26 protein-coding genes are annotated in these 24,250 nt (G+C 61.0%); 7 read left to right on the top strand and 19 right to left on the bottom strand.

Going from position 1 to position 24,250, the window contains the following annotated elements; genetic code table 11:
- Positions 1–125 precede the first annotated feature (125 nt).
- The gene (locus ASE94_RS13190) at positions 126–542 is read left to right on the top strand and encodes a SufE family protein (protein ID WP_062630798.1); all 417 of its coding nucleotides are present in this window, start codon (positions 126–128) and stop codon (positions 540–542) included.
- Here the strand turns inward: ASE94_RS13190 and ASE94_RS13185 are convergent.
- From ASE94_RS13185 to mbhE, 11 genes are all read right to left on the bottom strand, one after another.
- Positions 539–1,570 (bottom strand): acyltransferase, encoded by a 1,032-nt coding sequence (locus tag ASE94_RS13185; RefSeq protein ID WP_062630797.1) that lies wholly within the window; start codon positions 1,568–1,570, stop codon positions 539–541. The genes ASE94_RS13190 and ASE94_RS13185 overlap by 4 nt on opposite strands.
- Positions 1,571–1,642: 72 nt before the next feature.
- Positions 1,643–2,134 (bottom strand): DUF6456 domain-containing protein, encoded by a 492-nt coding sequence (locus tag ASE94_RS13180; protein ID WP_156352153.1) that lies wholly within the window; start codon positions 2,132–2,134, stop codon positions 1,643–1,645.
- Position 2,135: 1 nt separating this feature from the next.
- Positions 2,136–2,492: a helix-turn-helix domain-containing protein gene (locus ASE94_RS20720; RefSeq protein ID WP_082461267.1), complete on the bottom strand. Its 357-nt coding sequence runs from the start codon at positions 2,490–2,492 to the stop codon at positions 2,136–2,138.
- A gap of 265 nt (positions 2,493–2,757) precedes the next feature.
- Complete coding sequence (locus ASE94_RS13170; RefSeq protein WP_061907947.1) at positions 2,758–3,180, bottom strand: MucR family transcriptional regulator; 423 nt, start codon at positions 3,178–3,180, stop codon at positions 2,758–2,760.
- 123 nt (positions 3,181–3,303) lie between these two features.
- Positions 3,304–3,654 (bottom strand): monovalent cation/H(+) antiporter subunit G, encoded by a 351-nt coding sequence (gene mnhG, locus ASE94_RS13165; protein ID WP_062630795.1) that lies wholly within the window; start codon positions 3,652–3,654, stop codon positions 3,304–3,306.
- Entirely contained in the window at positions 3,651–3,962 is a 312-nt protein-coding gene (locus ASE94_RS13160; RefSeq protein ID WP_062630794.1) for a cation:proton antiporter, read from the bottom strand. The genes mnhG and ASE94_RS13160 overlap by 4 nt, the downstream gene beginning before the upstream one ends.
- On the bottom strand, positions 3,959–4,438 hold the full coding sequence (locus ASE94_RS13155; protein ID WP_062630793.1) for a Na+/H+ antiporter subunit E: 480 nt from the start codon (positions 4,436–4,438) through the stop codon (positions 3,959–3,961). The genes ASE94_RS13160 and ASE94_RS13155 overlap by 4 nt, the downstream gene beginning before the upstream one ends.
- The gene (locus ASE94_RS13150; protein WP_062630792.1) at positions 4,435–6,018 is read right to left on the bottom strand and encodes a proton-conducting transporter membrane subunit; all 1,584 of its coding nucleotides are present in this window, start codon (positions 6,016–6,018) and stop codon (positions 4,435–4,437) included. Before ASE94_RS13150 ends, ASE94_RS13155 begins: the two co-directional genes overlap by 4 nt.
- A gap of 1 nt (position 6,019) precedes the next feature.
- Entirely contained in the window at positions 6,020–6,397 is a 378-nt protein-coding gene (locus tag ASE94_RS13145) for a Na+/H+ antiporter subunit C (RefSeq protein WP_062630791.1), read from the bottom strand.
- Positions 6,397–6,822, bottom strand: a complete 426-nt coding sequence (locus ASE94_RS13140; protein WP_062630790.1) for an MnhB domain-containing protein — start codon at positions 6,820–6,822, stop codon at positions 6,397–6,399. The genes ASE94_RS13145 and ASE94_RS13140 overlap by 1 nt, the downstream gene beginning before the upstream one ends.
- On the bottom strand, positions 6,819–9,185 hold the full coding sequence (gene mbhE, locus ASE94_RS13135) for a hydrogen gas-evolving membrane-bound hydrogenase subunit E (protein ID WP_244484039.1): 2,367 nt from the start codon (positions 9,183–9,185) through the stop codon (positions 6,819–6,821). The genes ASE94_RS13140 and mbhE overlap by 4 nt, the downstream gene beginning before the upstream one ends.
- Before the next feature lie 183 nt (positions 9,186–9,368).
- Here mbhE and ASE94_RS13130 point away from each other — a divergent pair, with 183 nt between their 5' ends.
- The 3 genes from ASE94_RS13130 (at position 9,369) to ASE94_RS13120 (ending at position 12,930) form a co-directional block, all read left to right on the top strand.
- Positions 9,369–11,450, top strand: a complete 2,082-nt coding sequence (locus ASE94_RS13130) for a S9 family peptidase (protein ID WP_062630789.1) — start codon at positions 9,369–9,371, stop codon at positions 11,448–11,450.
- 101 nt (positions 11,451–11,551) lie between these two features.
- Positions 11,552–12,160 carry a superoxide dismutase gene (locus ASE94_RS13125; RefSeq protein ID WP_062630788.1) on the top strand — a complete coding sequence of 203 codons (609 nt, stop codon included), beginning with the start codon at positions 11,552–11,554 and terminating at the stop codon, positions 12,158–12,160.
- A gap of 221 nt (positions 12,161–12,381) precedes the next feature.
- Positions 12,382–12,930: a response regulator gene (locus tag ASE94_RS13120; RefSeq protein ID WP_156352152.1), complete on the top strand. Its 549-nt coding sequence runs from the start codon at positions 12,382–12,384 to the stop codon at positions 12,928–12,930.
- A gap of 219 nt (positions 12,931–13,149) precedes the next feature.
- Here ASE94_RS13120 and ASE94_RS13115 read toward each other — a convergent pair whose 3' ends face one another.
- Positions 13,150–13,704 carry a hypothetical protein gene (locus ASE94_RS13115; RefSeq protein WP_156352151.1) on the bottom strand — a complete coding sequence of 185 codons (555 nt, stop codon included), beginning with the start codon at positions 13,702–13,704 and terminating at the stop codon, positions 13,150–13,152.
- A 2-nt stretch (positions 13,705–13,706) separates the two neighbouring features.
- Positions 13,707–15,212, bottom strand: coding sequence for a helicase HerA-like domain-containing protein (locus ASE94_RS13110; RefSeq protein ID WP_061907936.1), 1,506 nt, complete (start codon positions 15,210–15,212; stop codon positions 13,707–13,709).
- 136 nt (positions 15,213–15,348) lie between these two features.
- Here ASE94_RS13110 and ASE94_RS13105 point away from each other — a divergent pair, with 136 nt between their 5' ends.
- Positions 15,349–16,632, top strand: coding sequence for a TIGR03808 family TAT-translocated repetitive protein (locus ASE94_RS13105; protein ID WP_062630785.1), 1,284 nt, complete (start codon positions 15,349–15,351; stop codon positions 16,630–16,632).
- A 115-nt stretch (positions 16,633–16,747) separates the two neighbouring features.
- Here the strand turns inward: ASE94_RS13105 and ASE94_RS13100 are convergent, their stop codons facing one another.
- Positions 16,748–17,746, bottom strand: a complete 999-nt coding sequence (locus tag ASE94_RS13100; protein WP_062630784.1) for an asparaginase — start codon at positions 17,744–17,746, stop codon at positions 16,748–16,750.
- 118 nt (positions 17,747–17,864) lie between these two features.
- The gene (locus tag ASE94_RS13095; RefSeq protein ID WP_062630783.1) at positions 17,865–18,203 is read right to left on the bottom strand and encodes an SH3 domain-containing protein; all 339 of its coding nucleotides are present in this window, start codon (positions 18,201–18,203) and stop codon (positions 17,865–17,867) included.
- Between the two features lie 192 nt (positions 18,204–18,395).
- Here ASE94_RS13095 and ASE94_RS13090 point away from each other — a divergent pair, with 192 nt between their 5' ends.
- Together ASE94_RS13090 and ASE94_RS13085 are read left to right on the top strand one after the other, a co-directional pair.
- Positions 18,396–19,259, top strand: a complete 864-nt coding sequence (locus tag ASE94_RS13090) for an NAD(P)-dependent oxidoreductase (protein ID WP_062630782.1) — start codon at positions 18,396–18,398, stop codon at positions 19,257–19,259.
- A 293-nt stretch (positions 19,260–19,552) separates the two neighbouring features.
- Complete coding sequence (locus tag ASE94_RS13085; protein ID WP_062630781.1) at positions 19,553–19,840, top strand: GIY-YIG nuclease family protein; 288 nt, start codon at positions 19,553–19,555, stop codon at positions 19,838–19,840.
- A gap of 336 nt (positions 19,841–20,176) precedes the next feature.
- On the opposite strand, the gene rhaM is transcribed toward ASE94_RS13085, so the two are convergent.
- The 4 genes from rhaM to ASE94_RS13065 form a co-directional block, all read right to left on the bottom strand.
- The gene (rhaM, locus tag ASE94_RS13080; RefSeq protein ID WP_062630780.1) at positions 20,177–20,509 is read right to left on the bottom strand and encodes an L-rhamnose mutarotase; all 333 of its coding nucleotides are present in this window, start codon (positions 20,507–20,509) and stop codon (positions 20,177–20,179) included.
- Complete coding sequence (locus ASE94_RS13075) at positions 20,506–21,507, bottom strand: ABC transporter permease (RefSeq protein WP_062630779.1); 1,002 nt, start codon at positions 21,505–21,507, stop codon at positions 20,506–20,508. Before ASE94_RS13075 ends, rhaM begins: the two co-directional genes overlap by 4 nt.
- 190 nt (positions 21,508–21,697) lie before the next feature.
- Complete coding sequence (locus ASE94_RS13070) at positions 21,698–22,678, bottom strand: ABC transporter permease (protein ID WP_062630778.1); 981 nt, start codon at positions 22,676–22,678, stop codon at positions 21,698–21,700.
- Positions 22,675–24,180 (bottom strand): sugar ABC transporter ATP-binding protein, encoded by a 1,506-nt coding sequence (locus ASE94_RS13065; protein ID WP_062631332.1) that lies wholly within the window; start codon positions 24,178–24,180, stop codon positions 22,675–22,677. The genes ASE94_RS13070 and ASE94_RS13065 overlap by 4 nt, the downstream gene beginning before the upstream one ends.
- Positions 24,181–24,250: the final 70 nt, after the last annotated feature.

Below are 24,250 nucleotides of genomic sequence, written 5' to 3'. Positions count from 1 at the left end.
CCCATCGGCTCCTGCCGCAAGCACGCACCCCGTGCTTGCGGCCTTTTCTTTTGAGGCGTTTTTGCGCATGTCTTTTTCCTGAAACCGGTACCCACTTTCAGGCGACATGCTGTAGATAGTGGCCCATGACCCAGCCCCAAGCCTTTCAGGACATTGCCGACAACCTTTCGTTTCTCGACGATTGGGAAGACCGCTACCGCTATCTCATCGAACTCGGCCAGGCTCTGCCCAAGCTCGACGAGGGCGAACGAACCGATGCCAACAAGGTCAATGGCTGCATTTCCCAAGTCTGGCTCGTCGCGGAACCCAAGGACAGCGCGCTGCACCTCAAGGGCGAAAGCGATGCGATGATCGTGCAAGGACTGGTGGCCGTGCTGCTCGCGCTCTATTCGGACCGGTCGATGAAAGAAATCGCCGAAACCGACGCCATCGCGCTCTTTGACGAATTGGGCCTCCGCGAGCACCTGACCTCGCAGCGCTCCAATGGGCTCGTCGCCATGGTCAATCGCATCCGGAACGAAGCCAAGGCTCGGCTAGCCTAGGGTTTCTTGCGGTTGAGGCGCCGCATCAGCGGCCGCTCGACATAGCGGTAGAGCAAAAGCCCAAGCCAGATGCCGGTGCCGATCGCAAGGAGCGTCACCACCGGCACGATTCCCGGAAAACTCCGCCCGATCAGCTTGAGTCCAATCCCTGCCATCAAGGCGACGGCAAAGATATGGACAAGGTAGATCGAGTAGGACGCATTGCCCAAATGCTCGAGCCAGCGGAAACGCGGCAGCCGCGCCTCATAGCGCACGGCCAATAGGACTGTGCTCGCCGCAAAGGCCAATAGGCCGACAAAGGCACTCGCGTCTTCGACGACGCCGCGGTTCCAGCCAAAGCCTTCATAGAGCCCGAACAGGCCAGTCGCGCCGACCAGCACCATGACGGGCAGCGGGATATCCGCCAGCCGCCCTTCGAGGTGCCCAAGCCCGATCCAGCATCCGGCGACGAAAGCGAGCGGCAGGAAGCTCGTATAAAAATGCGGAATGGCGGCCTGCGGCGCGAGAAAAAGCCCGATCAGCGCAAGCCCGATATAGGCGATGGTCAACCCCATGACCCGCCCGCGCGCGGTGAAAACCGCGAGAAGCGCGAAGCAGGCATAAAAGAACATCTCATAGTTGAGCGTCCAGCCGAGTTTATAGAGCGGGTGCAATCCTTGGCTTGCCGCGTTGTAAAACGGGATGAAGGCCAGCGAGAGCGCCAGTTGCTCGCCGTTGAACACCGTCGTCTTGAACAATTGCGGCGCGACGAACGCCATGAGCGCGGCAACAAAGGTGAAGGCCCAATAGAGCGGCACGACACGGAGAATGCGCCGCTGCATGAATTCGCGGCCATCGAAGCGCCCGCCCTCAGTGACGCTGACCATGATGAAACCGGAAATGACGAAAAAGAGGATCACGCCCAGCCAGCCCAGCCGGCCATAGGTGATGTCCTCGACCGTCAGCGGGTAAAGCAGGGCGTGCGAAACCAACACCATGAGAGCCGCAATGGCGCGCAGATACTGGATGGCAACGATTCTTGCGGACATGGCTCCCGCCCTGCTTGATGAAGGCAATCTACCACGCGCACCATTCACCAAACATTACAGAACCTTACATCGTTAAGAACCCGCTTGCGGAAACATCTCCTGCCGCTCAGGCAGCCAATGCCTTTGCGGGGTCGCGTCGCGGCCCTCCGCCTTGGCCTCCAGCCCGAATTGGCTCGCAAGGCTCGAAAGCGCGATGCGTAGGACAAGCTTGCCGCCGCGCCGGGGCCAATCCCGGCTTGCCTCGATCTCCTGCAGGCCAAGATCAAGCCCGCAAATGTCGAACAGGAGCGACCAGCACTCGGCCGGCATCGTTCGCGCCAGATCTGATAGTTTTCGCCGTGCATCGGCTGCCGACACGGACAAGTCCGTCTCAGCCGATCCCGACCCCGAACGCCCACCTACCCGCGCCGGGTCATAAGACATGGTCACCCGCTGCCGCAGTCGCGCCTTTTCGAACAGGCGAGCGAGGCGCGATGCCGCCTCGATATGGTGCCGATCAAGAAATGCCGCCTGCTCTCCGCGCCCACTCGCGAGGCGCAAAACGGCGTCTGGAAGCCCTTCCATCTCAGTGCTCCCGCGTTTCATTGAGCAGCGCCTCAAGCCGGTCGAGCTCGGCGTCAAAGCCGGGATCGTCGCGCATATCCTCGATCAAACCACAGGCATAGGAGACTGTAGTCCTATCTCGGCCGAAAGCGGACCCGATCGCCGTCAGGCTGATGCCCTTCACCACATGGGCCAGATACATCGCCACCTGCCGCGCCCGCGCCGTCTCGGCCCGGCAACGAGAAACGTGAACCAGCAACCGGATAGGAATATCTCTCTCCCGTGAAATCAGAGCGAGTACATCGGCCAACCCAAAATCGCCGCGTTTGCGGCGTGGGTTCGGTTGTGGCGGTTCACCGGAATGAGTTTCGATTCGCATAGACATCCCCCGACATCATAGGACAATATTCCTATATCCTGACAGAGGTTTTCCACCCCGGGGATAACTTGGCCCCGAGAAGGTAAAAATCGCGAGAAATGAAGGGGTAAACGCATAGTGGCCACCCGGGGGCGGCCACTAAGAGAAAAGTCGATCGGATCGAATTGCGCTTCAACTCAAATATCGAGAGCTCAGCGCAACTGCTTGGTCTTGCGCAGGTCTTGCCGATATCGGCAAGGCCTCCCGCAGGTGACCTCTAGATTGTTCAGCCAGCCTTACGGCCGAGGCCATTGTCCTTGGCGAGCTTGGAACGCGTTGCCGAATAGTTTGGCGCAACCATGGGATAATCGGCCGGCAGGCCCCACTTCTCACGGTATTCCTCGGGCGAGAGGTTGTAGTGCGTGCGCAGGTGGCGCTTGAGCGACTTGAACTTCTTCCCGTCTTCGAGGCAGATGATGTAGTCGGCAGCGACCGACTTGCGCACCGGAACGGCAGGCTTGAGATCTTCCACAAGCACAGGCACTTCATTGCTGCGCAGGGACCGCAGCGCACCATGCACTTCAGCGATCAACTTGGTCAGATCTGTCGGGCTCACGGCGTTGTGGCTGACATAAGCCGAGACGATGTCGGCACTTAGTTCGACCAGATCGAACTCTCCCACATCTGCCGGAGCGATGTTGTCGTTCATGTTGTAACCTTCCGAATTTATTGAATCGCAACAGGGCAGTGGCGACCGTGTTGCATTCCTAATTCTGTTTACTGCAGCACGCAACTCTGAACTGCAATACAAACCGAATTCACTCGGGTTTATTCATGCTTGGGAATTTTGTTCCAATCGTGTCTTAGGATCAACCCCTACGCTACTTTCCCCAAGCGGTTGATTGCCAAGATAACTCGCTCTGGCAAGGAGATGCGCGGACAAGGGTGTTGTGAGCAGCAAAAAGACAATACCGATCAAAGCGCGGAGCGCCACTGCGGCATCAAGGCTCACCAGCCCGACCGCCAGCAAAACGAGCCCACCGCCCACGGCACCTGCCTTGGAGGCGGCGTGCATCCGCGTGTAGAGGTCAGGCAGGCGAATGACTCCGAGTGCGGCGATGAGCGTGAATATCGCCCCCAGAATCAAAAAACCGCCTCCAAGGCAGAGCACGATATCTCTCACTTTGATTGCGCCTCCATTGCGTGATCTTCTTTAAGACCACGGCGCATGATGTATCTCGCAAAGGCCACAGTCGCGAGAAAGCCCAAAAGGGCGAGCGCAAGAGCAATGTCCAAATACAGCGTCAGCCCGGTGCGAATAGCCACGGCGCCGATAAATCCCATGGCCACCACCGTCAGCAGATCGAGCGCCAAAACCCGATCGGCCAAGGTCGGCCCGATAACAATGCGCACAATCGACAACAACAGCGCTGCACTCAACAAAACCAGCGCGATAAGACTGCTCAAATCGAGGAACTGCGCGACGCTCATTTAAAGATCTCCGCAATCCGCGCTTCGAACCCGGTCTTGATATCGGCGATCACAGCCGCTTCGCTCGTCATCGACAGCACATGCACATAGAGCACCGAGCGATCCTCGGCGACGTCGATGCTGAGCGTCCCCGGGGTCAGGGTAATCATATTGGCGAGGAGCGTAATCTCTGCGTCCGACGTCACTGTCAGCGGCACGGCAACGACCGCAGGCCGGATCGCCGATTTCACATCGGGCCGCAGCACGATTGCCGCAACGCGAATGGCGCTCATCAGCAGTTCGACGAGAAACAGCAGCGCCAGCCCAAAAAGCTGCCGCGCCTTGCGGATGGAGCCACGATCTCTGACCGAGGACCGCAACACAAAAATGGCGACGCTGCCGATCACACCGCCAAAGAGCAGGTTGAGCCCGGAAAAATTGCCCGAAATACCAGCCCAGATCAGCGCCAGGATGACGACGAGAAAAGCACTGTTCATGGCGTCACCTCCGCCAACCCAACCGCCTGAACATAGCGGGTCGTATCGATCAGGTCCGCTGCCCCAGCCTTCCCCACCGTCAGCATTGGATTGGGCCAGAGACCGATGGCAAAGACGATCAGCGTCAATGCCACCGTCGCCCCCATCGCTAGGCGCCCTGACCCGGTCAGCGGCGGCAAAGGCAACGGGTCATTTACCCCCGCCACGCCCTCGGGGCCGTTCCGCCAAAAAATATGCGCCCAGATCCGCGTGCCGGCGATCAACACCAGCACGGCATTGACCACGAGCGCCGAGACCAGCACCCAGCCCATCCCGCCCTCGGCAACACCCGCCTGCAGGATGAGCAGTTTTGGCCAAAAGCCCAGAAATGGCGGCATGCCGGCCAGCGCCAGAATCGTCCCGAAAAACAGGATCGAAAGCGGCGCACTTCTCGCATAGAGCCCCCCCATGGCTCGCGTGTCGCGTGCGCCCGTCCGCACCTCGATGATGCCGATAACCAGATAAAGGGCCGCCACCGACAGCATGGCGTGGAATATATAGACCCCCGCGCCCGCAACGCCTTCAGCGCTTGGCATGGCAATCCCCGCCAGAATGGCGCCGATCCCTGAAATGACAAAGAACCCCGCCGCGCGCCGCAGATTGGTTTCGGCAATCGCCCCGAGCGGCGCAATCACCAGCGTGGCGACCGCCAGGATCACCAGCACAGGCTCGAGCAGCTCCCGGCTCTGCGGCAGAAGCGCAATCAGCGTCCGCAGCAACGCATAGGCGCCCACTTTGGTCAGCAGCGCCGCAAACAGCGCCGAAACCGCGAGACGCGGCGTGTGGTAAGACGCCGGCAGCCAGGCATTGAGCGGAAACGCTGCCGCCTTGATCCCGAAGGCCAGCAGCAGCAGCGCCGCGATCCCCGTCAGCGCCGCCCGATCGGCGCCCGGCGCCACGCGGATGATATCGGCCATATTGAGCGTGCCGAGGAGGCCATAGGTCAGCCCCAGCGCCAGGAGAAACAGCGTCGTCGCCAGAAAATTGATGAAGCCATATTTGACCGCCCCATCGATCTGCAGCGGTGTTCCGCCGAGGACAATCAGCCCGAAGGAAGCAATCAGCGTCACCTCGAACCAGACATAGAGATTGAAGAGATCCCCGGTCAGAAACGCGCCGCTGACGCCACCCAAGAGCAGCAACACCATGGCATGAAACCCATCGCGGCTTTGCCCGGCATCCCGCCCCATTTCGGCATAAAGCACCACTGCCAGCGTCACCACTGCTGCCGCCAGCGCAAAGCCGGCGCCAAAGAGGTCAGCCGTCAGCGCAATGCCAAAGGGCGGCAACCAACGCCCCATGGTCATGCTCACCGGCCCGGTTTCCAAAATCCGCAGCAAGAGCCCTACATCGGCGGCGATAATTCCGCCGACGATTAAGGCAGCCACGATGACCGGCAAGCCTTTTTGTCCGCGCAGCACCAGCAACAGTGCCGCGCCCATCAGTGACAGCACGATCGGCAGCACGATGAGCCAATCGGCGAGCGCCGTTGCAGTTTCGATCATGGCGGGCGGCAGTCCCGATAGCGCCGTGTCTTCCATCTCAGTAGCTCAGCGGCGGTTGCGGCGCATTGTCGGGCTCGGCGAGCCGCATGCGGTCCGTGTTGTCGGCATCAAGGCTTTGATAGGCGCGATAGGCCAGAACCAGGAGAAAGGCGAACATCGAAAAGCCGATGACAATGGCCGTCAGGATCAGCGCTTGCGGCAGTGGATTGGCGATCGGCCCTGTGGGCACCTCAAGCCCTGGCGGCACGATCGCCGCCACCCCGCGCGTCACGCGGCCCGCGGTAAAGATCAGCAAATTGACGCCATTGCCGAGAATGGTCATGCCGAGGATCATGCGGATCACCGAGCGCGAGAGCAGCAGGTAGACCCCGAGCGAAACGAAGACCCCGACCAGCAAAGCCAGAACATAATCCATCAAAGGTCCTCCTCGCTGTCGCTTTCAAGCGCCAGCGCCACTGCCGAAAGCGTGCCGAAGACCGTCAGATAGACGCCGATATCGAAAAACAGCGGCGTCGACAGCGGCACCACCGTCTCCCCGAGATCGAGATAAAGCCAGATGCTGGTGAGGAATGGCGCCTCGATGAAAAGGCTCAAAAGCCCCGACAATCCGGCCAGCAAAACGCCAGCCCCGGCAATCGCCAGCGGATCGAGTTTCAGCGCCCGCCGCACCGCCGGCACCCCCGCCGCCATGCCATAGACGGCGATGGCCGATGCGGCGATCAACCCACCGATAAAGCCGCCGCCCGGCTCGTTGTGGCCCCGAAGGCAGATATAGACCGAAAAGACCAGCATGGTAGCAACGATCAGCGGTGCAGCAGTCCGGAAAAGCAGCGTATTCATCGTGCTTCACTCCCCGGCTTCCGACGCCGCAACAGCGCCAGGATGGCGATACCAGCGCCCATTACCACCGAAATCTCGCCCAGCGTATCGAAGCCGCGATAGTCGACAAGAATGACATTGACGATATTGGCGCCATGAGCGATCGGTACGCTGGTCCGGGTGAAGAATTCCGCCAAACGATCATCGAGCGTGCCGCTCAAAACCAGCATCAGCAGCAGGCTCACCCCCGCCCCGCAGACCAACGCAATAGTCCCGTCCCGCGCCCAGTCCTCGAACGGCCGGTGATCGCGCGCGTCTAGTTTGAGATTGGTCATGACGATTGTCAGGATCACGACCGAAAGAATTTCGACCATCAACTGGGTGAAAGCCAAATCCGGCGCGCCGAAGAGCAGGAAGATCAGCGCCAGCGCCGTGCCCTGAATGCCGAGCGAGAGAATGGCGACCAGCCGGCTCTGCGCGATTAACACCGCAATAAGCCCCATCACCGCCAGCAGCACCACGCCCCATTCGTGCAGTTCCAGAGCCGGCAGCACCAGGCGCTTGGACCAATCACCGAGATCGGCCGTCGGTACCATCCAGTCGAACCCGCCGAGCATGAGCATCGGCAGGAACAGCGCCAGCGTCAGGCACATGAAAAGCATGCCAAGATAATATTCGAGCCTGCCGTGATACAGTGCCCGCGTCACTGCTGCCGCAAAGCGAATGAGTCCGAACATCACAAGGTCAAACACCCGATCCGCCGAGGGCAGAACGGCATTGAACCGCCGCAGCACCGCCCGGATGACATGCCCCTTCTGGAACACGAGAATGGCGGCCAGCCAGGTGATCGCCGAGAGCCAGAGCAGCGGGCTCGTGATGTCGAGCGCGAGAGACAGATGGCTCTCGATCCCCTCTCCCAAAATGGCGCTGCCGGCCTGCGCCAACACGTCATGGCCTAGCCAATCGGGCAATAGCCCTAGCACCACGCCAACGCCACCGAGGAGGATCGGCCCTGCCAACATGGCAATCGGCGCCTCATGCACGGTCTTCGGCGTCTCGACCACATCGCCGAGGAATGGCCGGATCATCACGATCAGCCCCACACCCGCCAGCAGCGCATTGCCGATGATCAATACCAGCAAGACCGCCAGCATGCCGAAGTCCCCGCCGGTCACCGCCAGATACATTTCTTCCTTGGCGAAATAACCGACGGTCAGCGGCAGGCCGAGCATCGAGAGCGCCGCCAGCGCCGCGCCGATAAAGGTCACCGGCATCTTGTCCGCCAGCCCGCCAAGCGCATTGATCTCGCGCGTCCCCGTGCCATGATCCACCGCGCCGGCGACCATGAAGAGCCCCGCCTTGTAGCAGGCATGGGCAATGAAATAGAGCACGGCGCCCGCAATCGCCGCTTCGGTCCCAAGCCCAATCAACACGACCAGCAAGCCCAACGAACCAATCGTCGTCTGCGCCAGCATTTGTTTGAGATCCGTCTCGCGCAGTGCCGCCAGCGCGCCCCAGATCAGCGTCACCCCGCCAAAGGCGAGCAACAGCCCGGTCCAGACCGGTGTGCCGCCCAAAACCGGCGTCATGCGCAACAGGAGGTAAACACCAGCCTGGACCATGGTCGCCGAGTGCAAAAAGGCGGAAACCGGCGTCGGCGCCTCCATGGCATTGGGCAGCCAGAAGTGGAACGGAAACTGCGCCGATTTGGTGAAGGCAGCGAGGAGGAACAGGGCGAGCAAGACGCCATAAAAGCCCGACCCGCGCGCCACGTCGCCCATGCCGCGCAACTCGCTCAGCAGCCACGTTCCGCCGATATTCTGGAGCAAAATCACGCCGACCAGCAGCGCAATGCCGCCGATATTGGTGATCACCAGGGCCTGGATTGCCGCCCGCCGCGCCGCCTGCCGGCTATGATCGAAGCCGATCAGGAGGAACGAAGTCACCGACGTCGCTTCCCAGAACAAAAACAGCGCCAGCATGGAATCCGCTAGCACCAGTCCTAGCATCGCGCCCATAAAGGCGAGCATATACGCATAGAAGCGCCCGAGATGCGGATGCCCCCGGAGATATGCCCCGGCATAGAGGAGGATCAGCGTGCCCACCCCGGCAATGGTGAGTGCGAAAACCAAGCTCAGCCCATCGACGAAAAAGCCGAGCGTCAGCCCATAAGCCGGCACCCAGTCGATCGCGGCCGTCAGCGTACCGCCGCCAACAACTGTCTCGCCCAGCCGGATCAGCAGCATGAAGATGCCGGCCGGCACCAGCGCCAGAATCCAGGCCGAGTAGCGTCCCGCCAGACTATGGATGAACGGCGCCAATAGCGCCGCAACAAAGGGCGCTATCGCCACAAGGGCGATGCTCGCATCCAGGGACAGCCCCACTCAGCCCCTCCAAAGGGTTCTTGGTTCTTCTTTTGTGAATCAAAGCTTAACCACTCACGAAGCGGGAACAAGCCAAATCGGACTGGCTGCGACGATTGCGCCCAGCTTTCGCGCCTCTGGCAATTCTCGCTCGCCCCGCCTATGTCCTAGGCACCACTCCTGCCTCCAAAGCGGAATAACTTCATGACCCAGACCACCCCACCCCAAGCCAAGCGCGTGCCCCATAGCCATACAAACCATGGCGTGACCCGCGAGGACCCCTGGGCGTGGCTGCGCGCTGAAAATTGGCAGGAGGTCATGCAGAGCCCGGAAACGCTCGATCCGGAAATCCGCGCCTATCTCGAGGCCGAGAATTCTTTTTACGAAGACCAGTTCGGCAAGCCGACCGCCGATCTCCAGGACAAGATCTACAAGGAAATCCGCGGCCGCATCAAAGAAGACGATAGCGGCATTCCCTCGCCCGATGGACCCTGGGCCTATAATTCGCGCATGCTCGAGGGCAAGCAATACCCGCAAGTCGTCCGCACCCTGCGCGCCGGTGGCCCGGAAACCGTGCTGCTCGATTGCAATATCGAAGCCGGCGACGGTTACTTCGGTTTTGCCGGCGCCGATCATGACGCCTCGCACCGCTATCTCGCCTGGGCAGCCGACCGCGCCGGCTCGGAATATTATGACATCGTCATCCGCGATCTCGAGACCGGCGCGGATAGCCCGGAAACCATCGCCGACACCGCCGGCTCCTATGTCTGGAGCAATGATTCCAAGGCGATCTACTACACCGAATATGACGACAACCACCGTCCCTACCGCATCCGCCGCCACATGATCGGCACGGAGCAAACCGCCGACCCGATCATCTACGAAGAAAAAGACCCCGGCTTCTTCGTTGGCGTCGGCAAGACCCAAAACGACAAGTTCATCATTATCGACGCGCACGATCACCAGACCTCGGAAGTCTATCTGATCGACGCCGAAACCGGCGGCGAGCCGCGCCTCGTCTCCCCGCGCCTCACCGATCGAGAGTACGATGTGGAAGAGCGCGATGGTCTTCTCTATATCCGCACCAATGCCGATGGCGCCGAGGACTATAAGGTTGTCACCGCCCCGCTCGACAATCCGGGCGCCGAAAACTGGACTGACCTCGTCCCCCACGAAGCCGGCACGCTGATCCTCGACACCATCGTCCTCAAAAACCATCTCCTCCGCCTCGAACGCCGCGACGGTCTGCCGCGCATCGTCGTGCGCGATCTCAATTCGGGCAAGGAAGACGTCGTCCGCTTCGAAGAGGAAGCCTATTCCCTCGGCATGTCGGTCGGCTACGAATTCGACACCACTGTCTTCCGCCTCTCCTATTCCTCGCCAACGACGCCCAACCAGGTCTATGACGTCGACCTCGCGACCGGCTCGCGGACCCTACTCAAGACCCAGGAAGTCCCCTCCGGCCACGACCCGGAAAAATACGAAACCCGCCGAATCTTCGCCAAAGCCGCCGATGGCGCCGAAGTGCCGGTGACCCTCCTCTACAAAAAAGGCACGCCGCTCGACGGCAAAAACTCGACCCTGCTTTACGGCTACGGCGCCTATGGAATGTCCATGCCCGCGAGCTTCTCCGTCTCGGTCCTCTCCCTCGTCGATCGCGGCTTCGTCTATGCCATAGCCCATATCCGCGGCGGCATGGACAAGGGCTATGCCTGGTACAAAAACGGCCGCCGCGAGCACAAGACCAACACTTTTTCCGACTTCATCGCCGCCGCCGAAGCGCTGATCGAAGCCGGCTACACCAAAAAGGGCAAAATTGTCGCGCAGGGCGGTTCTGCCGGCGGCATGCTGATGGGCGCCATCGCCAATATGCGCCCCGATCTCTGGGCCGGCGTCATCGCCCAGGTGCCCTTTGTCGACGTGCTCAACACCATGCTCGACGACACCCTGCCGCTCACCCCGCCCGAGTGGCCCGAATGGGGCAATCCGATCACCTCGGAAACCGACTACACCCGCATCGCCGCATACGCGCCCTACGAAGCCGTCTCGGCTCAAGACTATCCGCCTATCCTCGCGCTCGCCGGCCTCACCGATCCGCGCGTCACCTATTGGGAACCGGCCAAGTGGGTCGCAAAACTGCGCGCAACCGCGACGGGCACCGCGCCATTATATCTCAAGACCAATATGGGCGCGGGCCATGGCGGCGCTTCCGGCCGCTTCGATCGCCTCAAGGAAACCGCCGAGTGTTATGCCTTTGCGCTAAAGTCGGTAGGATTGGACGGTTAGTTCCCGCCCCGTCATTGTTGCGCCAATCGAGACTGCCTATAACCATCCCGTAATTCCTGTTTCGCTTCAGCGTCATCCTTTTTCAGAAACGGAGACTATCCATGTCGACCAAGTTTACCCTGCCGCCGCTGCCCTATGCTTACGATGCGCTCGGGCCCTACATGTCCGCCGAAACGCTCGAATTCCACCACGACAAGCACCATCAGGCTTACGTCACCAATGGCGAAAAGCTGCTTGAAGGTTCGGGTCTCGAAATCCTGCCGCTTGAAGACATCGTCAAGGAAAGCTTCGGCAAGAATGCCGGCCTCTTCAACAATGCCGGCCAGCATTACAACCACGTCCACTTCTGGAACTGGATGAAGCCAAACGGCGGCGGCAACAAGCTCCCCGGCAAGCTTCAGGCGGCTGTCGATTCCGATCTCGGCGGCTTTGACAAGCTCCGCGCCGATTTTATCCAGGCCGGCACGACCCAGTTCGGCTCCGGCTGGGCCTGGATCGCCGTCAAGAACGGCAAGCTCGAAATCTCGAAGACCGCAAACGGCGAATCCCCGCTCGTCCACGGTGCTCACCCGATCCTCGGCGTCGACGTCTGGGAACACTCCTATTACATCGACTACCGCAATGCCCGCCCGAAATACCTCGAAGCCTGGTTCGACAACCTCGTGAACTGGGAACACGTCGAGCTGCTTTTCGAAGAAGCCACGGCGTAATTTTCGGCCCGGCAACCATCAGGTGTCACCCCGGCGCAGGCCGGGGCCCATCCTGAGATTTCCGAAAACCCGCCCGCGCAAGCCGGCGGGTTTTCTTTTGCGTTTTCGCAAACCCCTCTCGCCGTTAACTTTCCCAACAATTCCCACTGCTTAGCGGAACGCAACGCTTCCAGCGCGATTCAGTCCGTGTTAACGGATTGTTTACTAACCGGGGAAAAGCGTTGACGACAAAGCCGAAAACAGTGGCCGTATTGGCCGCTAACCCCGCATTGACGTCCGTTCTCACGATGGTCCTCGCCGGCGACTCACGCCTGCGCGTGCGCCCGTTCGAAAGCGAGGGCGAGCTCTTCGCCTATATGCACATCGCCCCGCTCGATATGCTGGTGGTCGATTTCGATCGCGACGGTCGCCCGGCCTATGAAATGGTTGAAGCCATCCGCCTCGACCCCACATTCGTCAGCCGCGATCTGCCAGTGATTGCGCTTACCCGCGCCATCACTCCGCCCATGCGTCATCAATCGATCAGCGCCGGCATCGACGAAGTGCTCGTCAAGCCCATGTCCCCGCGCCACCTGTTGCAGCGCGTCCAGGCCCGCCTCATCAATCGTAGCGTCGTGGGCCTCCTCGGCAACGGCTACCGCGGCCCCGACCGCCGCGACCGCGTCCCCATGCCAAAGCCCCAGCCGAGCCCGACGCGCCGGACGACGGACAATGTTGTCCCGCTATTCCCAAACAGCCGCCGCCCCATGCATCCGGGGCTTGAGCCCTAAAGCATCGCTCTGCTTGGGCAAGATTGCGCCCCACCCACCAGCTGTCATCCCGGCGAAAGCCGGGACCCATCCTGAGATCTTAGACTGGGAACTCGATTTCCCATTTCCCACGGCGTCATTCCCGCGAAAGCGGGAATCGCATTCAGCGCAGTGGGATTCCCGCTTTCGCGGGAATGACGCCGAAATTTGGCAAGGTTGAACAAGTGTAGGGCAGCCTCCCTACCGTCTCTCCAGCACCCAACTGACCTTGTGCCAGAGATCCTCGACAGTATCCGCAAACTGGATATTGCGGTCATACCCAGCCACAGAATGCGACAGCACGTCGCCGGCAAAACCCTTCACCACCTCAAAAGCCCGGTGCCGGTTGAGCATTACGACGGGCTTGGGCTTCCCCTGCCCTGCCGCCCAGGCACCAAACAGCGAACTTGCCGAAGCTAGCGAGCCCGGCAGAGCCAGCAAAACCTGCGCTTCCTCGGCCAAGAGCGCGTGCCGCGCCGCCCGATCCTCCACGACCCGCACCGGCACCCCGGCCAAAGTCGGCGGCACGTTTACCTCTTCATCCGCCAGGATCGACACTGGCCCGCCCGCCGTCCGCGCCGCCGTCATCAGCGGCAACGGACATACCCCATTCTCCCAGAGGCACAAAAGCTGCGCGCCGCGCCGGGCAAACAGCGTCCCCGTCTGGCTCATCAGGCTCGCGCGTTCCGGATCGCCCGGCCCCTTGTCCGAAGCGAAAATGCCGATAACCGGTTGGGTCTTGGAGAGATCGGCCATGGTCATCGTCCCTTGAGGCTGCCGAGAATGCCGCGCACGATAGCGCTGCCGAGCCGATTGGCCACCGTCCGCGCAAACGAATTCATCGCCGCCTCTGCCGGCGTCTGCCGGCTCGTTCGCCGCGGCTGGGTCACGCGCTCTTCGCGCGCCGTCTCCCGCGCCATCTGATCGGCCCGCGCCCGGTCCTCGGCATCGTATTTGGCCCGTTCATCCGACAATTGCCGATCGCGCGCCCGCTTTTCCAAAATCTCGAAGGCCGACTCGCGATCGACCACCGTGTCATAGAGACCGCCAACCGGCGAATTGGCGAGCGTCGCATCGCGCTCTGCCGGATTGAGCGGGCCCACCTGCGCTGAAGGCGGCCGGATCAGCGTCCGCCCCACCATGGATGGCACGCCCTTATCCTCCAGCACCGATACCAAAGCCTCACCGATCCCAAGCTGGGTAATCACCTCTTCGGTCGAAAAGGCCGGATTGGGGCGGAAGGTTTCCGCTGCCACCTTTACCGCCTTCTGCTCGCGCGGCGTATAGGCGCGCAGCGCGTGCTGCACGCGGTTGGAAAGCTGCGCCAGCACATTTTCCGGAATATCGATCGGATTCTGCGTCACGAAATAAACGCCGACACCCTTCGATCGAATGAGCTTGACGACTTGCTCGACCTTGTCGATCAGCGCCTTGGGCGCATCGTCAAAGAGCAGGTGCGCTTCGTCGAAGAAGAACACCATCTTCGGCTTCTCCGGATCGCCCACTTCCGGCAGCTCTTCAAACAGCTCGGACAGCAGCCACAATAGGAACGTCCCATAGAGCCGTGGCGAGGCCATCAATTGATCGGCCGCGAGGATCGAAATGAATCCGCGCCCGTCACTATCGGTCCGCATCAGGTCGGCAATTTCGAGCGCCCGCTCGCCAAAGAAATGGTCGGCGCCCTGCTGTTCCAGCACCAGCAGCGCCCTTTGGATCGCGCCGATCGACGCGGTCGAGACATTGCCATAGCGCCCCGAAATCTCCTTGGCCCGCTCCTGGAGATTGACCAGCAGAGCGCGCAGATCCTTCAGATCGAGCAGCAGCAGCCCTTCTTCGTCGGCGACGCGAAATGCAATATTGAGGACGCCTTCCTGCGTATCGTTGAGATCGAGAATGCGGCTCAGCAGCACCGGCCCCATCTCCGAAATGGTCGCGCGCACCGGATGCCCCTTGGTCCCGAACAGGTCCCAGAACACCACCGGAAAAGCGTCATTGGCATAATCGGTAAAGCCGATCTCTTCGGCGCGCTTGGTCTGCCACTCTTGGATCGGCTGGCCCTTCGCGACCCCTGAAAGATCGCCCTTGATGTCTGCCGCAAAGACCGGCACCCCCGCCGCCGAAAATCCCTCGGCCAGAGCCTGCAGCGTCACCGTTTTGCCCGTGCCCGTCGCCCCGGTCACCAGCCCATGCCGATTGCCATATTTGAGGCTCAGATATTCCGGCCGCGTGCTCGTCCCAAGATAGATCTTACCGTCAACGAGCATTGCATGCCTCTCCCTAAAACCATTCCCCCGTTATAGCCGCGCCGTCGTGGGGCGAACAAGGCACGGAAGAATGGCCCCGTTCACCAATTCCCCCGCTTTTCCTCGCGCCGTGCCCGAAAGCTGGCACAATAGAATTATGCGCCAAGAAACAACGATTTCCCGCCGCCACGCCGTTCTCGGTCTCTCCGCCCTCGCTGCGGCCGCCTCCGCGCCGGTTCAGGCGCAAACGGCCGATCTCGTGCCCGATGGCGAGAGCGATCAAACCGCCGCTCTTCAGGCCGCCATCGACGGCGCTGTCGGCAAGCTCACCCTCCCCGCCGGCCGCTTCCGCGTCGGCCAGATCAATCTCAAATCCAATTTCACGCTTGAAGGCGTGCCCGGCGCCACTTGGCTCGTCGCCTCCGGCGGCCCTGCCCTCGTCATTTCCAACCAGCAAAGCACGATCGTCCGCGACATCGGCTTTACCGGTAATAGCGGCACCGACCCACTCTTCGGCATCGAGACCGGCACCGACATAACCGTCGAGCGCTGCCATTTCACCGATGGCTCGAGCATTGCCCTCGGTATGCATGCCAGCGCGGTCCGCGTCAGGGATTGCGTCTTCCTCAATCACGCCGATTGCGCCATCCATTCGCTCGAAAGCACGGGCTCGCTCATTTCCGGCAATCACATCGATGGCTGCGGCAATGCCGGCATCCGCATCTGGCGCGATACCAAGGGTGTCGATGGCTCCATCGTCACCAATAACCGCATCGCCAATATCGATTGGAAAGCCGGCGGCAATGGCCAGAACGGCAATGGCATCAATGTCTATCTCGCCGACGAAGTGATCGTTTCGGACAATCACATCAGCGATTGCGCCTTCACCGCGGTCCGCCTCAACACCACGAAAAACACCGTCGTCTCCGGCAATCAGTGCCGCACCTGCGGCGAGGTCGCGATCTTCTCCGAATTCGGCTTTTCCGGCTCGATCATCGCCGAAAACCTCATCGACGGCGCCGCCACAGGCATCTCGATCACCAATCTCGACAGCGAGGGTCATCTCGCCACTTGCGCCAACAATATCGTGCGCAATATCTCGCCCAAGTCCGAGGTCAACCCGGACACCGTCCCGGTCGGCATCTATGTCGAGGCCGAAGTCTCGGTCACCGGCAATGTCGTCGAAAACGTCCCCGGCGTCGCCATCGCCGCCGGCTTCGGGCGCTTCATGCGCTCGATCGTCATCGCCAACAATGTCGTCTATGCAAGCGATGTCGGCATCGGCGTCACCGTTGCCGACGATCCTGGCCCGGTGCTGATCGCCAACAACATGATTTACGAGCCCAAAGTCGGCGAAATCGTCGGCCTCGAATGGACCAAGATCACCGAACCCGACCTCCGCGCCGCAGCGGACAAATATCCGCATGTGACGATCAGGTAGTGCCAAGGCGCTTCCCCTGAAGAAGAGGCGTCACTCCGTCATCAACGCACTCACCCACCTCTCCCTCTGGGGGAGAGGTCGACGCGAAGCGTCGTGGTGAGGGGGCCTTCGGCAGTCACAGAACCGCCCGCATCTCCCCCACCACCATCTTCCGCACATTCACGGTCGGCTGCCGTGCGAACTGCTCCAAAACCTTGCGCTGCTCCTCATCCGGCTCGGCAAACTTCAGCAACAGTGCCGCGACCATCGCCTGGCTCGCCGCCATATTGCCGTCGTCGCATTTGAGTGCGTACCCAAAACCCTTGTCGCGAATGGCGCCGCATTGCACGCCTTCGGCCCCGCCCTTTTGCATGACGCGACCGCCAAAAGCTTCCATCACTAGCGTATCGAGATGTCCGGTCCCCGCCACGAGGAGCGGATGGGTCGTCGCCGCATCGAACAGCGCCTGCGCCCCGGCCGCGTGGCCGGCATCGAGCCCCTTCCCCGTCGCCATCCGCGCAAAGCCATGCGCCCAGGCCCGGATCGGCGCTGCCCATGTCGGGATCGAACACCCGTCCGTGCCGCAGCGGTCCTCGGTCAGCTCCTCGCCGATCACCAGTTCCACCGCCGCCCGCACCGCGCGCTGCACATCGTGCTCGCGGCTGACATAGCCTTCCGTCGGCACGCCCATGGCCAGAGCCACGCTCAACATGCCGGCATGCTTGCCCGAGCAATTGTTATGGAGCGCACTCGGCTCCTCATGCTTTTCGCGCAGGGCCTCCCGCGCCGCGCCATTAGTCGGCTGATGCGCGCCGCATTCAAGCGTCGCCTCCGAGAGCCCCATGCGCTGCAAAAATCCGCCAACCCGGCTCGTATGCACCTCTTCGCCATGATGCGAAGCGCAAGCCAGCGCCAGTTCTTCGGAGGAATGATGAAACCGGTCTACCGCATGCCGGTCGAAAATGGCCAACGCCTGCATGGACTTGATCGCCGAGCGCGGAAAGACCGGCCGCTCGATATCGCCTGCCGAGGCAATCACCTGCCCATCGGCATCGATCACGACGAAAGCGCCGCGATGGCGATTTTCCACCCAATTGCCGCGCACGGCTTCGGCGAGAACGGGATTGGCATCCATAAAAGAAAACTCCGGTCCTGACTGCTCTTGAGGAACAATCAGCGACCGGAAAAGTCAATGCATGGGGAGGTCAGTACACAGTCACTAAAATAAGCCGATGGAGGGGTCGGCCTAAAAATCAGATTTCTCTGCCGCCGAGCGGCGAGAGGTAGCGGGAGTTTACCCAGCCGCGCGTCTCGTCATTATCGACAAGGCACCAGTCCGAGCTTTCTGCTACCTCGATACAACGCTCGACCCAGACCGAAGTTCCCGGCCCAAAGCTGCCGATCTTCTGCGAATAGCTCGCCGGCCATTTGCGCACCTGCAGCACATCCCAAGGCGCAACGCGCGACACCTGCGCCGGCTGGCCCACATTGTAGCCCGCCGCCATGGCCGGCTGTACGACGAACCCGGCCGTCACCGCGATCACAAGACCACAAAGCGTGGCGACCAAAACCTTTTCCTGGCGCTTGTTCATGTTCGTCCCCCGACGATCAAATTCATCATGGCGTCAGACTGGCCCCCTCCGTTTGAACTTAGCCTGATGGCCCCGTTCAGTTTCAGTTCATACGCGCGAGAGAGCGCTCCCTGTTGGCAAGGCCGGCAATTCCGCCTAACCTTCTCCCCAATAGTCGCGCAGAAAATCCGCGTGGAATTTGAGGAGGTTCGGATGAAAAAGGTTCTCGTCACCGGGGGCAGCGGCAAGCTCGGTCGCGCCGTGTTGCGCGATCTCGTGGCCCATGGCTATGACGTGCTTAATGTCGATAGCCAGACGCTGTCCGACCCGATCTGCCCCTCGGTGCGCATCGACCTCACCAATTTCGGCGAAGTCGCCTCGGCGATTCTTGGCGGCATCGATGAGCGCGGCGGTCCCTTCGACGCCGTCGTGCATCTCGCCGCCATTCCCGCGCCTGGTCTCGTCGCCAACGCCAAGACCTTCGCCAACAACGTCCCGACGACCTACAATGTCTTCGAGGCCTGCCGTCTGGCGAAGATCAAGAACGTCGTCTTTGCCTCGAGCGAAACCGTTCTCGGCCTGCCCTTCGACACACCCCCGCCCTATGCGCCCGTCGACGAGGAATACTTCCCCCGCCCCGAAAGCGCCTATTCGCTGGGAAAATTGCTCGACGAAACCATGGCCGCCCAATTCTGCCGCTGGGACCCCGAGCTCCGCATCGTCGGCCTGCGCTTCTCCAATGTCATGTATCCCGAAGACTACGCCGCCTTCCCCGGTTTCGACAGTGACCCGAAAAAGCGCAAGTGGAACCTCTGGGGCTATATCGACGCCCGCGACGGCGCTCAGGCCGTGCGGCGCTCGCTCCAGGCCGATTTCAAAGGTTTCGAAGCCTTCATCATCGCCAATGCAGATTCGGTGATGACCCGCTCCAACACCTCGCTCCTCGCCGAAGTGTTCCCCGATGTTCCCCAGAAGGGTAATATCTCGACCAATGGCACGCTTCTCTCGATCGAGAAGGCCAAGCGCATGCTGGGCTATTCGCCGCAATATTCCTGGCGGAATGAGGTGGGTAAGTAGATCAGAGCGACGATCCATTGAAGAGGTGCGTGGGCGAAGTGACCCTCGGGTCAAGCCCGAGGGAAACGCAGTGCTTTTGGATAATCGGGGTGACAGCCGCTAAACACCGCTAGCAGTCGCGAAAGCTTGGTTTCAACTCCAACCCGCCCCACCCACCTATCTTCCCTCGGACTTGATCCGAGGGCCTTCATGAAAGCCACAAGAGTAATGTCCAGGCCTACACTCGACTAACATCTCTAATACAACGCACACTCCAGTATTGACCTACCGGCCATTTGGAACTGAAATCAGCCATGGCCTGGCTCTACATTATGGCTGATCGAAAGTTCGGCACGATCTACATCGGCGCCACCAGCGACATCGTCCGCCGTGTCTGGGAACACAAAAACGATCTGGTCCCGAGCTTTACCCAAAAGTACCGGTGTCACTTTCTCGTCTATTACGAAGAGCACCAAGACATGTACTTCGCGATGCAGCGCGAAAAGACCATGAAACACTGGCTGCGCGCGTGGAAGATCGCGCTGATCGAGAAAGACAATCCCGAATGGGACGACCTCTATCTCGGTATTTTGCCGGGCTGACAATTTGAGTAGCCCCCTATCCAACCACCCACCCATCTTCCCTCGGACCTGATCCGAGGGCCTCCGCGGGAGCCACCGCACTCGCGCGCAGGGGTAGGGACCCTCGGGTCAAGCCCGAGGGAAGACCGGGGATGGTTTGGTAAATCCGGGCAGATGCAGACATGATTGTGGAGGTGTCACTCACGACGTCCGGCGCGCCCCAATCCAACCACACCCACCGCTCTTCCCTCGCACTTGATCCGAGGGCCTCTGCGGGAGCCACCGCACATGCGAGCATGGAACGCCCCCTTCATCTCAAGTCCGAGGAACGACCTGCCATCGCAGCCTAATCAGCCCTCACTTCATCCAAAACACCGGCAGCAAATCCACCGACACCGGCTCGTTCTTCTCATTCGTCGCCATGATGTCAGACATATGCGCCCACCAGCGCTTCATGACCTCGGTATTGGGCAGTTCAGCCATCGTATGATCCACCCGCCGCCATAGCACGCCAAAGAGCGTGTTGGTCTCTTCGTCCAGATGGATCGAATAGTCCTTCACGCCTGCCGCGTGCAGCAGGTCGACGAGTTCGGGGAAAATCTCGTCGTGGCGCTTTTTATATTCCGCGGTCATGCCGGGATTGAGCCGCATCTTGAAGGCGTGTTTTTCGTAGCCGTCATCGGTGATCATGCGCGTCTTTGCCTCCACATGCGGAACAAGATCGGCAGCGCGATCACGACGATCAGCAGCAAGCCGATGAAAATCGACATGACGATCCCTGGCACGTTGAGGAGCCCAAGCCCGAAGGTCACAAGGCCCATGATCAGCGCCGCGAGCACAACGCCGATGATCGTGCCCGAGCCGCCAAGGATGGAAACACCGCCCAAGACCACCATGGTCACCGCCTCGAGCTCAAAACCTTCCGCAATGGAAGGCCGCGTCGACCCCAGCCGCGCCGTCAAAAGCACCGCCGCGATGCCACTCATCAGCCCGGTCAGGCAAAACAGAACGAATTTGATGCGATCGACGCGCACGCCCGAAAACCGCGCCGCCGTCGCATTGTTGCCGATGGCATAGACCCGCCGCCCGAAATTGGTGTGCTGCAGCAGCACATAGAAAATGACGGCCGCGACGACAAAGAGCACCAGCTCGAACGAGATGACCCAGAACACATAGCCCTGCCCGAACCAGGAAAAGCTCGCGGGGTAACCCTTAAAGCTCTGATCGCCCAAAACGATGTAGGCGATGCCGCGGAAAAGGCTCATCGTACCGATGGTGACGACGATCGAGGGCAGCTTGAGCCCTGTCACCAGGAATCCGTTAAACGCTCCGCAGAGCACCCCGACACCGATCCCCACCATCACGAGCACGGGCGTATCCGCCCCTGCCTGCAGCGCCAGACCCATCATGGTCGAGGCAAGCGCAATGATCGAGGCGACAGACAGGTCGATCTCGCCCGTGATGATGATCAGCGCCATGGCGAGCGCGATCAGCGCCTTCTCGGTGAAGTTGAACGTCATATCGCTCAAGCTCCACTCATTGAGGAAGTAGGGCGAGGCGAAGGAATTGGCGATGAAGATGGCCATCGCGACGAGCACCAGCAGGCTTTCCCAACTGAGCACAGCGGATTTCAGCGGCTTGTCCAGCCGGTTCGGAAGCTGACGGCCGGTTGCGGGAAAATCGGTCATGAAGGGGCTCCCGGCGTGAGAGTGGAAATGGATGGGTTTATGGGTTCCGTCACCCCCTCCCAACCTCCCCCATCAAGGGGAAGGTGCAGGGCCGGTGGGGGGCACAAAATCTCGCCCCAAACGCGATGCAACACCTCCCCCTTGATGGGGGAGGCTGGGCGGGGGTGATGCGATATAGCAGCTCCGCTCATCATGCCCCCGCCTCCGCCTTCTTCAAAATAATCCGCCCCTTGGTCCGTTCGCTCCGGCCGTTGAGCACCACGGCAATCAGAATCGCCGCGCCCGAAATCGCCATCTGCCAGAACGGCGAGACGCCGATCACCGGCAGCGCGTTGTTGACGACGCCGAGGAACAGCGCGCCGAGCAGCGCCCCCGCCACCGTCCCGATCCCACCGGCAATCGAGACGCCGCCAATGACGCAGGCTGCAACGATGGTCAGTTCATAGCCACCGGCCACCTCCACCGAAGCGATCACATAGCGCGAAATCCAGAGATAGCCGCAGAACCCCGAAATGGCCCCGGCCAGTACGAAAGCGAGAAACTTGGTTCGCCCGACATTGATGCCGGTATAGACCGCCGCCGTCGGATTGACGCCAATGGCGTAAAAGGCCCGGCCCTGCGGCGTGCGCGTCATGAGGAGATAGACGAGCCCCGCGACGACCACGGCAAACCACGAGAGGATCGGCAGCCCAAGGAAAGACCCGCGCTGAAGCTGGATGAATTCCTGGCTCATCTGCGCCGCGTTGACCCAGGCGCCGCCCGAAATCACGAATACGAGGCCACGGAAAATCGTCAACGTGCCGAGGGTGACAACGATCGGCGGAATATCGAGCTTCCAGACCAAAATACCGTTGAACGCCCCCAGCGCCGCGCCAACCACGACGCAGCCGGCAATCAGCAACGGGATCGGCACGCCGGGCGCTGCCGCATTGATCATGGCCACGACCATGCCCGTCAGTGCCAGGTTCGACGCCATCGAAAGATCGATCGAGCGCGTCAGGATGACGGCCATCTGCCCCAGCGCCAACATCATCAGGATCGACGTGTCATTGAAAATGGTGAGCAGATTGCCCGGCTGGGAAAAGCGCGGAAAGCGCAGCGTCACCAGCACGATGACGGCGAGAATGCCGAGGGCCAGCCAGAGTTCGCGGGTTTTCAGCAGCCGGTTCATGCCGCCTTCTCCTCAGCAATGCCAGCCGCCAGACGCACCAGCGTCTCGGGCTGCAAGTTGGTATTGTCGAGGGTATCGACCATCAGCCCCTCGCGCATGACGACGACACGGTCGCTCATGCCCAAAATTTCCGGCAGTTCGGACGACACCATGATCACCGAGAGCCCCTGGCTCACGAGTTCGCCCATGAATTCGTGCACCGCGGCCTTGGAGCCGATATCGATGCCCTTGGTTGGTTCATCGAGAATGATCACCTTAGGCAGCGTTGCCAGCCACTTGGCGATGACGACCTTCTGCTGATTACCACCCGACAGCGTCGAGACGTTTTGGCTCAGCGACGAGGCGCGGAGATCAAGCCGCTCGGTATAGGTGCGCGCCAGCTTGTATTCTTCCGCCATGCGGATGAAGCCTTTTGAGCTGGTCTTATCAAGGCTCGGTAGCGACACATTCCTATAGATCGGCTCGCCGGTGATGACACCCTGCTTGCCGCGCTCTTCGGGCACATAGACAATGCCGGCTTCCACGGCGTCGGCGGGCGAGCGCGGTGCGATCGTCTTGCCATCGAGCACCATGGTGCCGCCCGAGACTTCGGTCATCCCGAAGACCGCCTGCATCACCTCGGAGCGCCCGGCGCCCACCAGACCATAAAACCCAAGAATCTCGCCCTTCCGAACCGAAAACGAAATGTTCTCGAACTCGGTCGGATGGCTCAGCCCCGTAACCTCGAGCACCGGCGCCCCAATGGTCGCCGCGCGCGTCGGGAAAATCTGGTCGACCGAGCGGCCAACCATCATCTTGACGATCTCGCTTTGCGGCGTATCCCTAATAAAACCCTTGCCCACCATTTCGCCATCGCGGAACACGGTGTAGCGGTCGGCAATGCGATAGATCTCGTCGAACTTATGCGAGATGAAGAGGATCGCCTTGCCGTCCTTCTTGAGGAGTTCGACGAGCACATAAAGCTCCTCGATTTCCTTCTGCGACAGGGCTGCGGTCGGCTCGTCCATGATCACGACCCGCGCATCGACGCTGAGCGCCCGCGCCACGGCGACGAGATGCTTCTTGGCAATCCCAAGTTCCTTGAGTGGAATATCGGCGTCGATCCCGGCCGCCATGGAATCGAGCGTCTTCTGCGCCTCCGATTTCATGGTTTTCCAGTCGATCATGCCGAAGCGATTGCGCGGCGCATGCCCGAGATAGATGTTCTCGGCCACGGTCAGCTCATCGAAGAGCACTGTTTCCTGATGGATCGCGGTAATCCCCGCCGACGTCGCCGAAATCGCCGTCGGCAGCGTCACGATCTTGCCCCCAACCCGGATTTCGCCCGCGTCCGGCTGGTAGATCCCGGTCATGGTCTTCACCAGCGTCGACTTGCCAGCGCCATTCTCGCCGATCAGCGCCGTCACCTCACCGGGATAAAGCTCCAGCGCCACATCATGCAGCGCCCGCACACCGGGGAAGGTCTTGGTGATACCCGAAAGGGTCAGGATGGGGTCGGTCATTTTTTTATTCCTTGGCGTGGTGGTGGTCTCGCCACGCACTCGGTCCAGTCCCCTCTCCCTCTGGGGGAGA

The organism is Devosia sp. Leaf64, assembly GCF_001421945.1.
In the GTDB taxonomy this organism is placed as follows: Bacteria; Pseudomonadota; Alphaproteobacteria; order Rhizobiales; family Devosiaceae; genus Devosia.
Note: the sequence above shows the minus strand (reverse complement) of the source record. Positions and strands in the feature narration are given on the sequence as shown.

Bases quoted from the DNA above. Each gene is read 5' to 3' on its own strand.
- ASE94_RS13180 (WP_156352153.1), bottom strand. From the start codon at position 2,134: ATGGAAGGGCTTCCAGACGCCGTTTTGCGCCTCGCGAGTGGGCGCGGA.
- ASE94_RS13070 (WP_062630778.1), bottom strand. From the start codon at position 22,678: ATGAACCGGCTGCTGAAAACCCGCGAACTCTGGCTGGCCCTCGGCATT.
- ASE94_RS13125 (WP_062630788.1), top strand. From the start codon at position 11,552: ATGTCGACCAAGTTTACCCTGCCGCCGCTGCCCTATGCTTACGATGCG.
- ASE94_RS13075 (WP_062630779.1), bottom strand. From the start codon at position 21,507: ATGACCGATTTTCCCGCAACCGGCCGTCAGCTTCCGAACCGGCTGGAC.
- ASE94_RS13065 (WP_062631332.1), bottom strand. From the start codon at position 24,180: ATGACCGACCCCATCCTGACCCTTTCGGGTATCACCAAGACCTTCCCC.
- ASE94_RS13110 (WP_061907936.1), bottom strand. From the start codon at position 15,212: ATGCTCGTTGACGGTAAGATCTATCTTGGGACGAGCACGCGGCCGGAA.
- ASE94_RS13130 (WP_062630789.1), top strand. From the start codon at position 9,369: ATGACCCAGACCACCCCACCCCAAGCCAAGCGCGTGCCCCATAGCCAT.
- ASE94_RS13170 (WP_061907947.1), bottom strand. From the start codon at position 3,180: ATGAACGACAACATCGCTCCGGCAGATGTGGGAGAGTTCGATCTGGTC.
- ASE94_RS13160 (WP_062630794.1), bottom strand. From the start codon at position 3,962: ATGAGCGTCGCGCAGTTCCTCGATTTGAGCAGTCTTATCGCGCTGGTT.
- ASE94_RS13095 (WP_062630783.1), bottom strand. From the start codon at position 18,203: ATGAACAAGCGCCAGGAAAAGGTTTTGGTCGCCACGCTTTGTGGTCTT.
- ASE94_RS13090 (WP_062630782.1), top strand. From the start codon at position 18,396: ATGAAAAAGGTTCTCGTCACCGGGGGCAGCGGCAAGCTCGGTCGCGCC.
- ASE94_RS13150 (WP_062630792.1), bottom strand. From the start codon at position 6,018: ATGGAAGACACGGCGCTATCGGGACTGCCGCCCGCCATGATCGAAACT.
- ASE94_RS13190 (WP_062630798.1), top strand. From the start codon at position 126: ATGACCCAGCCCCAAGCCTTTCAGGACATTGCCGACAACCTTTCGTTT.
- rhaM (WP_062630780.1), bottom strand. From the start codon at position 20,509: ATGATCACCGATGACGGCTACGAAAAACACGCCTTCAAGATGCGGCTC.
- ASE94_RS13105 (WP_062630785.1), top strand. From the start codon at position 15,349: ATGCGCCAAGAAACAACGATTTCCCGCCGCCACGCCGTTCTCGGTCTC.
- ASE94_RS13145 (WP_062630791.1), bottom strand. From the start codon at position 6,397: ATGGATTATGTTCTGGCTTTGCTGGTCGGGGTCTTCGTTTCGCTCGGG.
- ASE94_RS20720 (WP_082461267.1), bottom strand. From the start codon at position 2,492: ATGCGAATCGAAACTCATTCCGGTGAACCGCCACAACCGAACCCACGC.
- ASE94_RS13185 (WP_062630797.1), bottom strand. From the start codon at position 1,570: ATGTCCGCAAGAATCGTTGCCATCCAGTATCTGCGCGCCATTGCGGCT.
- ASE94_RS13140 (WP_062630790.1), bottom strand. From the start codon at position 6,822: ATGAATACGCTGCTTTTCCGGACTGCTGCACCGCTGATCGTTGCTACC.
- ASE94_RS13100 (WP_062630784.1), bottom strand. From the start codon at position 17,746: ATGGATGCCAATCCCGTTCTCGCCGAAGCCGTGCGCGGCAATTGGGTG.
- ASE94_RS13085 (WP_062630781.1), top strand. From the start codon at position 19,553: ATGGCCTGGCTCTACATTATGGCTGATCGAAAGTTCGGCACGATCTAC.
- ASE94_RS13115 (WP_156352151.1), bottom strand. From the start codon at position 13,704: ATGGCCGATCTCTCCAAGACCCAACCGGTTATCGGCATTTTCGCTTCG.
- ASE94_RS13155 (WP_062630793.1), bottom strand. From the start codon at position 4,438: ATGAACAGTGCTTTTCTCGTCGTCATCCTGGCGCTGATCTGGGCTGGT.